Annotated in this window: 10 protein-coding genes; 3 read left to right on the top strand and 7 right to left on the bottom strand. The window is 68.7% G+C overall.

The features are described from left to right. The first annotated feature begins 77 nt into the window (after nt 1–77). The 3 genes from IP65_RS01065 to IP65_RS01075 all read left to right on the top strand — a co-directional run bounded on the left by IP65_RS01065 (nt 78) and on the right by IP65_RS01075 (nt 3767). A complete protein-coding gene (locus IP65_RS01065; protein WP_054130466.1) occupies nt 78–665 on the top strand; it encodes a TetR/AcrR family transcriptional regulator in 588 nt (195 codons plus the stop codon). Between the two features lie 62 nt (nt 666–727). Then, complete coding sequence (locus tag IP65_RS01070; RefSeq protein WP_054130467.1) at nt 728–1843, top strand: TrkA family potassium uptake protein; 1116 nt, start codon at nt 728–730, stop codon at nt 1841–1843. A 115-nt stretch (nt 1844–1958) separates the two neighbouring features. Beyond that, a complete protein-coding gene (locus IP65_RS01075) occupies nt 1959–3767 on the top strand; it encodes an FUSC family protein (RefSeq protein WP_156306336.1) in 1809 nt (602 codons plus the stop codon). A 10-nt stretch (nt 3768–3777) separates the two neighbouring features. On the opposite strand, the gene IP65_RS01080 is transcribed toward IP65_RS01075, so the two are convergent. From IP65_RS01080 to IP65_RS01110, 7 genes are all read right to left on the bottom strand, one after another. After that, nucleotides 3778–6564, bottom strand: coding sequence for a phosphoenolpyruvate carboxylase (locus IP65_RS01080; RefSeq protein WP_054130469.1), 2787 nt, complete (start codon nt 6562–6564; stop codon nt 3778–3780). Between the two features lie 87 nt (nt 6565–6651). Further along, a complete protein-coding gene (eda, locus tag IP65_RS01085) occupies nt 6652–7269 on the bottom strand; it encodes a bifunctional 4-hydroxy-2-oxoglutarate aldolase/2-dehydro-3-deoxy-phosphogluconate aldolase (RefSeq protein ID WP_022674609.1) in 618 nt (205 codons plus the stop codon). Between the two features lie 139 nt (nt 7270–7408). Beyond that, nucleotides 7409–8749, bottom strand: coding sequence for an oxygen-independent coproporphyrinogen III oxidase (gene hemN, locus IP65_RS01090; protein ID WP_054130851.1), 1341 nt, complete (start codon nt 8747–8749; stop codon nt 7409–7411). Nucleotides 8750–8801: 52 nt separating this feature from the next. Next, entirely contained in the window at nt 8802–9095 is a 294-nt protein-coding gene (locus IP65_RS01095) for a hypothetical protein (RefSeq protein WP_054130470.1), read from the bottom strand. After that, on the bottom strand, nt 9092–9253 hold the full coding sequence (gene ccoS, locus IP65_RS01100; RefSeq protein WP_054130471.1) for a cbb3-type cytochrome oxidase assembly protein CcoS: 162 nt from the start codon (nt 9251–9253) through the stop codon (nt 9092–9094). The genes IP65_RS01095 and ccoS overlap by 4 nt, the downstream gene beginning before the upstream one ends. Next, a complete protein-coding gene (locus IP65_RS01105) occupies nt 9250–11400 on the bottom strand; it encodes a heavy metal translocating P-type ATPase (protein ID WP_054130472.1) in 2151 nt (716 codons plus the stop codon). Before IP65_RS01105 ends, ccoS begins: the two co-directional genes overlap by 4 nt. Continuing rightward, on the bottom strand, nt 11397–11894 hold the full coding sequence (locus tag IP65_RS01110) for a FixH family protein (RefSeq protein ID WP_082349692.1): 498 nt from the start codon (nt 11892–11894) through the stop codon (nt 11397–11399). The genes IP65_RS01105 and IP65_RS01110 overlap by 4 nt, the downstream gene beginning before the upstream one ends. Between the last annotated feature and the right edge of the window lies 1 nt (nt 11895).

The raw sequence follows: 11895 nt of genomic DNA on the forward strand, positions 1-11895 counted from the left end.
CAGTATCTCCCACAGAATTATACATCGTTCAATTAAATAATTAGACGGCGTTCATTTTCTCGGTTAAAGCAGTCGTCATGGGCCGCCGATCAGACCATACCCGCGAAGAGCTGCACGCCATGATCGTGCGCGAGGGGCATCGCCAGCTTTCCGAAGTGGGCTTTGCCCGCTTTTCCGCGCGCGAGGTGGCCAAGCGCATCGGCTATTCGATTGGTACGATCTACAACGTCATGGGCAGCCTGGATGCGCTGATGCTGGCCATCAATGGCCACACGCTCGATCTGTGGCGCGCCGCGCTGGAAGATCGGCTGGCGGGGCAAAGCGAAAACCGCCTGGCCCAGGCGATCGCCGCCTATTTCGATTTTGCCAGCCACCATCGCCACGCCTGGACCGCGCTCTACGATTTCCGCCTGCCGGAAAACGAGGTGCCGCCACCCGATTACACCGCCCGCGTCACCGCGATCACCGATGTCGTGGTGCGCGAAGTGGCCGCCGCCCTCCCCCCCGCCCGCCAGGCGCAGGCCCAGCCCTTGGCGCGCTCGCTCTTGGCAACGGTGCACGGTCACTGCTTCTTCGCGCTCAACGGCACGTTCCGCCTGCTGGGTGAAACCGATCCGCTTGCTGCCGCCCTCGCCCGCGTGGAAGACGCCATCAGCGCGCACTGAGTGGCGCCCGCGCGCTGGACAGCGCCATGATCGCCCGCCACACTCCCGGCCGGACGGGGGCAATGGCAGACATCAGGCAGAGCAGCGAATCGGCATTCTCGCATGGCGCCAACAGCGTGCTGGGTTCACCTTTGCGGCTGCTGGCGGGCACGCTGCTTTATGTCGTGGCGCTGTTTGCGGTGTCGACGATGGGCTATGTCCGCGCCGGCTGGCCGCTGGGCGATGCGGCCTACATGGTGCTGCTGACGATCTTTTCGGTCGGCTATGGCGAAGTGCGGCCGATCGATGGCATGTTCCTGCGGCTGTGGACGACTATGACGATCGTGCTGGGCTGCACCGGGATGATCGTGCTGACCGGCGCGCTCGTCCAGGTCTTCACTCTGTTCCAGTTCCGCCGCCTTCTGGGGCTTGATCGCATGCACACCGAAATCGAACGTCTGAGCGGGCACACCATCATCTGCGGCTATGGCCGCATCGGCGTGCAACTGGCCAAGGCCCTGGCCGAGGCGGGCCACCCATTCCTGGTGCTGGAACGCTCGCCTGCCAAGGCCGAAGAAGCGCGCAGCCATGGCTTCCTGACCCTGGTGGGAGAGGCAACGCTGGAAGAAACGCTCAAGGAGGCGGGCATCACCCGCGCCAAGGTATTGGCCACGGTTTTGCCCGATGACGCCGCCAACGTGTTCATCACGCTCTCGGCCCGCAATCTCAATCCCGGCGTGCAGATCATCGCCCGGGGCGAGGCGCCGTCCACCGAAAGCAAGCTGTTCCACGCCGGGGCAGACAAGGTCGTGCTGCCCACCCACATCGGAGCCGAGCGCATCACCGAGTTGATCCTCTATCCCGCCACCGGTGCGGCGATGGGGGAAAACAGCCCGATGGGCGATGTAAAGCGCAAGCTGCACGATTTCGGGCTGGACCTGGAAGTGGTGACCTGCCCGGCCAAGGGCGCGCTGACCGGCGCCAGCGTGGGCGAGGCAGAGCGGCGCGGCAACGGCGCCTACTTCATCGTCCAGATCGATCGCGCCGGTGGCCAGCAGATCCAGCATCCCGGCGAAGACGTGCGGATCGAGGCCGGTGACCGCATCCTGCTGGTCGTGCGCGGCAGCCGCCTTTCGGCCGGCGCCGTGTTCCACGCTCCGGCCCGGCCGGTGAAGCACGGCCGCGCCCTGGTGCGATGAACGCGGCGCAACTGCGAATGCAAGAATGGCAATTGCTGCGCCCCGTGGCGCTGGGCAGGAGCGCGGCTCTGCCATGCCCGATCCCGCCCCCGCCCCTCTTGCCACGCGGCCCGTCATGAGGCGCCGCCCCGACAGCATGCTGCGCTGGGTGGCGCGGCGGCTCGAACTGCGCTCGTTCGGGCTGGTGCCGGAGCATTTCGACCTGGCCGAGGGGCTGCGCGCCGCGCTGGCGGTGGGCGCGCCGCTGACGCTGGCCCTGGCCAGCGGGCTGCCCGTGCTGGGCTGGTCGGTATTCGCGGCATTCTGGACCTGCCTGTGCGATGCCCCGGCACCCGATGCGGTGCGGCGGCGCATGCTGGGCACGTTCCTGGGCGCGGGCACGGCCATGGCCTTTGCCGGCAGTGCGCTCGCCGCGCTCTGGCCCATGGCGGGGCTGCTATTGGGGCCCATCCTGGTGTTTGCCGTGCTGCTGGCGTGCGGGCGCATTGCCTATGGCGGGTTGCTCGGCACGCTGCTCGGCGTGGTGGCAGTGGTTGCCGTGGGCTTTCCGCAGGGGCTGCACCTTGCCGGCGCGCAGGCCTTGGCCTTTCTCGCCGGGGCGACATGGGCCTTTCTGCTGATCACGCTGCTCTGGCCGATCGATGCGCTGCGCCCGCTGGTGCGCGCCAGCGATGCCGTGATCGTGCGCCTGCTCGACATGGCCGAAAGCCTCGTCAGCCTGGGTGAAGGCCCGCACCGCGATGGCGCCTGGCACAGCGAACATGCCGAGCATCGCCGCACCGTGCGCCTGGCGGTAGAGCGGCTGCGCAGCCTGCTCGATCGCTATGCCGTACAGACCACCGGCCTTGCCCCGCATCACCAGGCGCTGGCCACGGCCGAAACCCTGTTTGGCGCGCTGATCGCACTGGACCAGGGTTTTATCGAGCAGGTCGGTTCGGCGCGCGAGCGGCTGGCCGTGGCGCGGGCCTGCCGCACCGCGCTGCTCGCCTGGATGCACGACCGCGCCATGCCGCCCGGCATCGCGGAACCTGCCGCCCTGCCCTGGGCACTGCGCCGCCTGCACGCCCTCGCCCGCGGGCTACGCGATGACCTGTGCGCTGGCTGCACCCTGGCCATGGCCCAGGCCTTTGCCGCCCCCTTCCCACCCGCCGCACCGCTGCCGGCCGCGGGCGGTGTGCTGCGCGCCCGCCCCCTGTCGCGCGCGGCGGTGCAACAGGCCCTGCGGCAGACCGCCGGGCTGGTGGCGGTCTATGCCGCCGCGCTCACCTTTGGGCTGGGCTATCCCTATTGGGCGGCGATGGCAGTCGTTGTCGTCCTGCAAGGCGGGGTGCGCGTCACCTGGGCGCGCTGCCTCGAACGCATTTTGGGCAGCGTGCTGGGCGGCCTCTTCGCCTCGGCCCTGCTGCTGCTTGGCGGGGCGGAAACCGTGCCGCTGGCGTGCCTCGCCACGCTGCTGGCCGGCGTGGCGATTGCCCTGCGCGCGGTGAATTACACCGTGTTCGTGGTGTTCCTGACGATGCTGTTCGTGATTGTCACGGCCATGCTCCATCCCGGCGAAGGCATTGCCGCAGCGCGGATGATCGACAATGTCATCGGCAGCCTGGCGGCCCTGCTCGCGGTCTTCCTGCTGTGGCCCGATTTCGGCGCGTCCTTGCCCGGGCGCATCGCCGAAGGCATTGCCGCCAACCGCGCCTATTTCGACGCGGTCAGCGCCGCCCGCCCCTTTGCCGAGATCGAAACGGTGCGCCGCGCCGCTGGCCTCGCCAGCATCGAGGCCGAAACCGCGCTGCACGATCTGGGTGGCCTGATCAACCGCACCAGCGGCGCGATGGCCCATGCCCAGGGACTGGGCACCTTGCGCATGCTGGCGGGCGCGGCGGCGATGGCATGGCACCGCCGCCTGGGCGAAAACCGCGGCATTTAAGCCGGACGGCTTAGCCGTGGGCGCCGAAGTAGTTGGCCACGGCCACCGCCACGCGCAGGTTGAGCGCGTGGGCCCGCTCGATCGGGTCGATGAAGCGGGCGCGGATCGCGCCATAATCTTCGCCCTCATGATCGGGAAAGTCGCTCGGCTCGTCCACGCTGAAATCAGCGACGTGCGGCATCGCCACCGGATAGGCCCGGCGCAGCTGCGCCAGCGCATCGTCCACACGCAGCGACAGCACCATTTCCAGCACGTCGTCGCGGCTCACGTCGTTGGAGCGGGAGAACGGCGGCACCTGCACCGCGCGCAGGAACATGTGCATCAGCAGCGACAGGCGCACGGCCTGCAGCAGGCCGATGTTGCGCCGTTCGGCATCGACCACCGGATCGCGCCCGGACGGCATGCCCGGCACCAGCGCCAGCAGGCGGTGCAGCTTCATCCAGTCCACCCGCAGGCGCGAGGTCAGGCGGCGGAACACGCCCGAACGATCGTCCTTGGTCAGGTATTCGGCCAGGGCCATGCACGCTGCTTCCAGCGCGGTTTCAGTGCCGCGATAGGGCCGGCTGGCCCAATAGGCGGAATTGAACAGCTCGCCATAGGCGGCCACCGTCTTGATCGAGGCCAGGCCATTGGCCGCGCGCAGCAGGCGCACCAGCTGGTTGCCACGGTCAGACTGGCCCAAGAGTTCGGCAATCGCCTCCATCTCGTCACCGGCCGCGGTGCCCGCCCCGGCGATCACGTTCACCGGATAGCCGATCTGCTGCAGGATGGCGTTATGCGGGATCGCGCGGATCTGGCGCAGGCTCATCGAGCGATCCGCCGAAATATCCGACTGGCGGCGCGAGACGCGGCTGCCCGTGGGCGTCAGCATGCCCAGACCAAACGCGGTGACCGCGCGGGCATAGGTCGCGCTCTTGAGGTGATCGCGCTGCACGCGGCGGATCGCACGATAGAAATCGAGGCTGAGATCGGTGCGATCATAGAACGGATCGCGCGATGCCGGCGCCGTGAACGCCACTTCCGCCTCGGCGATGCGGGCAAGCGTGGCCAGCGCCAGTTCGTCGTTGCGGAAGAACAGATAGCCATCGCCGCCTTGGAAACTGGCTTCGGCTTCCAGCGCGATGCCCGCCTTGGCAAAGCGGCGGCGCGCCCAGCGGCTGAGCGGCCAGGTCAGGCGATCGGCAAAGCCGGCGGGATGCGCGCCGCGCCCCATGGATTCGCCGTGGGTGTCAAACACCAGGGCGGCCACATCGGCCAGCCCGTTGTTGGTCATCGCTTCAGCCAGGCGGCCTTGCAGGCGCTCGATCGCGAGCGCGGCCGGCAGCTGGCCGATAAAGCGCCCTGCGTCGGAAAAGCCGGTCTGGATCGACACGCGGCCGCGGCGGCGCACGTAATCGCGATAGGCTTCTTCGGCCAGCAGCGCTTCGAGGAAGCGGCCGCCATGTTCCAGCGCGGTTTCGGTTTCGAACAAGGGAGAAACGTCGACCTTGTCATCGATGCCGAACAGCTTGGCGAAATAGAGCGCGGCCAGCACGGTCTGCGGCTGTTCGCATTCGGCGATCAGCATGCGGATCGGCGCATCGGCATCGATATGGTGCAGGATCTGCGCCATCGCCAGGAACTGGCGGATCGCGGTGCTGGTCTCGATCGCCAGCGCGGCAAAGTTGACGCGCAGCGGCTTGACCTCGGCCAGCAGCTCGCGCAGCCGCGAGATCGCGCTCTTGCTGGCGATGTCGAGCGTGCCTTCCGGGTCGATCCGGCGGCGCAAGGCATTGTGAAGTTGCGAGGAATTGACGCGGAAGTGGATCCACCCCATGCCCAGGCCATCGGCGCGCATCGCGCCGGCCAGCGTGGCCAGGCCCACCGCCAGATCGCCATCTTCGGCCCCGGCCGCATCGGCTTCGAGCGCCTCGATCAGCGGCGTCAGGCTGAGCAGTTTGGCCGGATCGTCGGCCGTCATGCGGTTGGCGGCAGCGGCCAGCGCTTCGGGCGTATCGAGCGGGCGGGAAAACAGCTCCGCCATGTCAGAGGCATGGATCTGCGCCGCATCAAGCGTGGCGATCAGCGCGTGATCGGGCGCCAGGCCAGCCAGGCTGGCACGATAGGTGCCCAGGCGCCGCGCCTTTTCGCGCAGGCGGAACGCGATCGAGGTGTGCCAGCCGATGTCGGTGCGGCCATCCATGTCATAGCCGACCCAGGTGGCAAAGCGGAACGGCAGCGGGCGGAAATCGAGCCAGCGGCCCGGCCAGCGCTGGCGGGCGTGCGAGAGCAGCGTGGCGTTGATGCGGTCGCGTGCGCGGCCGGCCCGCTCGATCGCGTTGCACACCTCAAGGTGTTCGAATTCCAACGTGATCTTGGGGCCGTGGGCCGGCAGCGCGCAGACCGTGGAGGCCAGCGGATCGTCGGCCAGGGCGGCGGTGGCCACGGCATCGGCCTGCGACGGGTTGAGCAGGAACGTGGGATGGGCGGTGAACACGCCGTGCAGCAGCGGCTTTTCCCAGCGGGCGCGGAACTGGCTGAAGCCATCTTCCTCGTCCAGCAGGGCCGCGATGCGCGACAGGTTTTCCTGCGGATCGGTTGGCGCGACCAGGCGGCGCAGGCGTCCAGCGCGGCTCTGCAAAGCCTCGCATTCCAGCTCGGCCACCAGGCCTTCCATGTCGTCGAGTGACAGGGCGCCGGTTTCCAGATCGCGCGACAGATCGTGGCTCAGCTGAAAAACCGGATTGAACAGCGGCGTTTCAGACGTCCGTTCATGCAGCTTGCGCAAACGGTCCCTAAGCTTTGCGACGGTCTTCATCTGCCGTTTCCCCCCTGCTGGCCTTGCTGCGCCATGCGGCTTTCCTGTCGAGCGAACTTTCCTGCCCGCCACCCGCGCCTGGGCCCCTCAGCCCTTGGCGAGGGCCGAGGCCTCGTGCGCCAGGCGCTCGATCTCGGCCTCGTCCGGCGCGCCCTTGGGCACGACCCAGCTGCCGCCCACGCACAGCACGCGATCGAACGCCAGCCATTCGGGTGCCGTGGCCGCACTGATCCCGCCGGTGGGGCAGAAGCGCGCCTGATAGAACGGCGCGGCCAGCGCCTTGAGCGCAGGCAACCCGCCCGAGGTGGACGCCGGGAAGAACTTGAAATGCGTCAGCCCCAGGTCAAGGCCGCGCATGATATCGGCGGCGCAGGCCGTGCCGGGCAGGAACGGAATGCCCGCATCCACCGCCGCCTGGCCCAGGCGATCGGTAAGGCCGGGCGACACGATGAACTCGGCCCCGGCGTCGATCGCGGCCTTGAGTTCATCGGGATTGGTCACCGTGCCGGCGCCGACGATGGCGCCTTCAACGCTCTTCATCGCGGTAATCGCCTCGAGCGCGGCAGGCGTGCGCAGCGTGACTTCAAGAACGCGCAAGCCGCCGGCCACCAGGGCGCGGGCGACCGGCAGGGCATGGGCCACATCATCGATCACCAGCACCGGAATGACAGGCGCCGTGCGCATGATGGCTTCGATCGGCTTCATGAACTCTCCCCGCATTTGGCAGGAGAAAAGCCTAGCCCCTCAACGCGCAGTTGTGCACCCGCTAACAGACCGGGCGCATAGCTATTTCCTCAAAGTGTGGCAAAAACCGCGCCAGCGGCTTGGCTGCCCCGTGTTTCAGTCACACCGCAGAACTGAACTGGTGCCCACCGCCGCGATAGGCATCGAACAGCACGGCGATGGAGCGGTGATAGGGCGCGCTGTGTGGTGCCAGGACCAGGCGCTGCCCCTCGATACGTGCCAGGCCGCGGGCCACGAACGGCGCCAGGCCGTCTCGGGCTTCATCCAGCAGGTCGGCCGGCAGGTCTACCGCCTCCTGGCACAGCAGCGTCTCGATCACCGCCGCGCGGCGCTGGTCCTGCACCGTCTGGACCACGCCGCGCGTGCCAGCAAGGCGCCCGCTTTCCAGTTGCTGGCGATAGCGCCCGGCATTCTTTTCGTTTTGCACCAGCAGGCCGGGAAAGACCCCGACCGACGAGGCGCCAAGGCCGATCAGCGCGCCGGCGCTGTCGTCGGTAAAGCCCTGGAAGTTGCGGCGCAGCGTGCCATTGCGCCGCGCCTTGGCCAGGTCATCATCCGGCAGGGCAAAGTGATCGAACCCGATCGCGTCATAGCCCGCCGCGCGCAGCCGCGCCGATCCTTGCGCGGCCATGGCAAAGCGGGTGCGCTGGCCCGGCAGCGCGGCCACGTCGATCCGCCGCTGGCGTGGCACCACGTGCGGCACATGGGCATAGCCGAACAGCGCAACGCGATCGGGCGCCATGGCAATGGCGGTATCCAGCGTCTGGTCGAGCACGGCCTCGTCTTGATGGGGCAGACCATACATCAGGTCGAAATTGATCGAATCCACCCCGGCCCCACGCAGGCCATCCATCGCGCGGGCAATGTCGTCCTGCGGCTGCACCCGGCCGATCGCCGCCTGCACGCGCGGATCGAAAGTCTGCACGCCCAGGCTCGCCTTGATCACACCGATCCCGGCGATCGCGGTGAACCATTGCGGCACCAGGCTGCGCGGATCGAGTTCAAGCGAGATGACCGGGCGCGCCAGGCGGAAATTGAGCGTGAGCGTATCGATCAGCCGCACGAAATCGGTGGGTGAAATCGCGTTGGGGCTGCCCCCGCCAAAGGCGATCCGCGTGATCCGCGCCTGCGGCCCGATCAGTTGGGCCACCATCTCGATCTCGCGGTGAAGCGCGCCGAGATACGCGGCAAGGCGCTGGCTGCGGTTGGCTGCACCAGTGTTGCAGCCGCAATACCAGCAGATTTCCTGGCAATAGGGGATATGCAGATAGAGCGAGACCGGCCCGCGCAGCAGGCCCAGCGCCCGCGCTTGCGCATCGGCCAGATCGGCGTCGGCAAATTCGGCCGCTGTGGGATAGCTGGTATAGCGCGGCACCGGCCGCGCCAAGAGTTCGGGATACCAGGTCCAATCATCGAATCGCTCGCCCGATTGCGGCGGCATCGCCCCGGCAATCGCGGCAACGGCGGTGTTCATCTGGGCAGCTGGGCCTGCTTCAAGCGACATCGTCATCGTCCTCCTCGCCACAGCAGCTATCGCCCGTGGCGCGCTTGCGCATTGCGCTATGGCAAATCGCGCAACACGGCGCGGTGCCATCGCCCTGCGGCTTGCGCTGCTGGCCCTGGCCGGGAATGCGGATCACCAGGACATGGCCCGCCTCGCCGCAGATCGGCACGGCAAAGGCACTGCCACCGCCCACCTGCGCCAGCGCGGGCGCCGGCAGCACCAGCCGCAGCACCGCCAGCGTGCAGGCCGGCGTGACCAGCCACAGGCGGCCGCGCCAGGTCATGGCTGCCGGTCCGCTTCGTCCGCCTCGTCGATCAGGATGCGCGCCGCCGCGCCATCGAGATCGACGAACTGCCCGCGCCGCAGGGCCCAGAAAAACGCGCAAAGCCCGATCAGGCCCATGCCCAGCGCGATCGGAATGAGAACGGCCATAGAGGTCATGCCACATCTCCCCCCACCCACGACAACCGCAGGGAATTGGCCACGACGATCAGCGAAGAGGTCGACATCGCGACCGCCGCGATCAGTGGCGTAACCAGCCCCGCCATCGCCAGCGGCACGGCAAGGAGGTTGTAGGCAATCGCCAGGGCAAAGTTCTGGCGCACCACCCGCATCGTGGCGCGGGCCATGGAAACGCAGCGCGGCAGTGCCATGAGCGACGTCCCGGTAAAGACCACGTCTGCGGCCTGGCGCCCCACGTCGCTGGCCGTGCCCGGCGCGATCGAGGCATGGGCCGCCGCCAGCGCCGGGCCATCGTTGAGCCCATCGCCCACCATCAGCACCCGGCGCCCGCCGGCCGTCAGCCGCGCGATCGCGTCATGCTTGTCTTGCGGAGAGGCACTGGCCTGCGCGGTCAATCCGGTTTCCCGCGCCACATGGGCCACCGCCTGGGCATTGTCGCCCGACAGGATCGAGGCTTCCAGCCCCTGACGCCGCAGGGCCGCCAGCGCGGCCTGGGCATCGGGCCGCAGGCAGTCGGCAAAGCCGATCAGGCGCACGGGATCAGCCCCCAGGGCCAGCGCCGCCGCCATGCCGCCGGCGGCCGAGGATGGCCGGCCCAGCGACACGGCAATGCCCTGCCACAGCGCGGTCACCCCGCGTCCGGGCACTTCCTCCACCTCGCTGAGCGGCGCTGCCTTTACCCCGCGCGCGGCCAAAGCCTCGGCCAGACCCAGCGACAGCGGATGGCGGCTGTGGCTGGCCAGCGCCAGCGCGACGCCGGCTTCCTGTGGCGTCAAGGCATCGAGTGCGCTGGCGTCGGGCACCGGGCGCCCCAGGGTCAGCGTGCCGGTCTTGTCGATCAGCATGCGGTCCACTTCGGCCAGCCGCTCCAGCGCCGAGCCGTCCTTGATCAGCACGCCACGCTTCATCAGCGCGCCCGCCGCGACCACCTGCGCCACCGGCACCGCCAGCCCCAGCGCGCAGGGGCAGGTGATGATCAGCACGGCGATGGCAATCACCAGCGCCTTGTACAGCCCGGCTCCGGCCAGCATCCAGCCGACAAAGGTCAGCGCCGCAAGGCTGTGCACCGCCGGGGCATAGAGGCGCGAAGCCCGATCGGCGATCCGCACATAGCGCGAGCGTGATTGACCGGCCGTCTCCATCAGGCGGGCGATCTCGGCCAGGGCGGTATCCTCGCCGATCGCGCGCACTTCCACGTCGAGCGGCGCCTCTTCATTCAGCGTGCCGGCCAGCACCAGGTCACCCACCTTGGCGGCAACGGCAGCGCTTTCACCGGTCAGCAGCGAACGGTCGAGCCGGCTCGCCCCGCGCAGGATTACGCCATCGGCAGCCAGCCGCTCTCCGGCGGCCACGCGCATGATCATGCCCGGCGCCAGGTCTGTTGCCGCCAGCCAAGCGGGCGTGCCATCGGCGGCCACCACCATGGCCCCCGGCGCGGCCTGACGCAGCAGGGCATCCACCCCGGCCCGCGCGCGATCGCGCATCATCGCATCCAGCGCGCGCCCGGCCAGCAGGAACAGCAGCAGCATCAGCGTGCCATCGAACCATGCCTCGGCGCCGTGAGTCACGGTTTCATAGAACGACAGCGCAGTGGCCAGCGTCACGCCGATGGAGATCGGCACATCCATGTTGGTGCGCCCGTGCTTCAAGGCGCCCCATGCCGAGGCAAAGAACGGCCGCCCGGCATAGGCAATCGCCGGCACCCCGATCAGCGCCGAAAGCCAGTGGAACAGATCGCGCGTGGCGCCATCGGCCCCCGACCACACGCTGACCGACAGCAGCATCACGTTCATGCAGGCAAACGCCGCCACGGCCAGCGGTGCCAGCAACGGCCGCACGGCAGAAGGCGCCTGTTCCAGCACGGTGGCGCGCGGCTGCGCGGCAAAGCCGGTGGCCGCCAGCGCCGCCACCAGATCGGGCACGGCCACCCCCGCCACGTGATCGACGCCGACGCTGCGCGCAGTGAGATTGGCGCGCGCGGCGACCACGCCGGGCACGGCAGCCAGCGCCCGCTCCACCTTGCCCATGCAGCCGCCGCAATGCATGCCCGGCACCGACAGCGCGGTGTGCAGCGGTGCCGGTGCCGCCGTATCGGTCGGCGCCAGGGTCTGGGCGGCTCGGGTCATCCCACGTCGCCCATCATGCGCCATGTGGCGCCGTGCTGCACGACATTGAGCTTGATGCGCCAGCGCCCGCCAGGCAGTGCGGCGCGATAATGGCCCGGCGCCGTTTCATTCAGGCTGAGCGCCAGGTCATCACGCAGGCCCAGCGGATGTTCGGCCAGCGCGGTCACCGCCGCCCCGGCAATCGCATGGCCCTGCGCATCGTTCAGCACCACGGCGAGCGCGCCAGTCTCGTCGCGCGCGATACTGCCGGCAAAGCCCAGCGCCTTTTCGCTGCGTGCCTCGCCCAGCCAGCGGTTGAAGTTCTGGCTGGCGACATAGGAATTTTCCACCACCACCCCGCCGAACGTTGACAGGGCAAGCCGCGCCATGACCACGTTGACGATGATCACCACGCCAAAGAACGTGATCAGGATCGCTGCCATATGGCGGCCAGTAAACGGGCGGGCCACGCGCGTGGCGGGCATGGCATCCTGCGGAAGACGATGCTGGGTCATC

Origin of the sequence: Novosphingobium sp. AAP1 (genome assembly GCF_001295765.1) — a bacterium.
In the GTDB taxonomy this organism is placed as follows: domain Bacteria; phylum Pseudomonadota; class Alphaproteobacteria; order Sphingomonadales; family Sphingomonadaceae; genus Novosphingobium; species Novosphingobium capsulatum.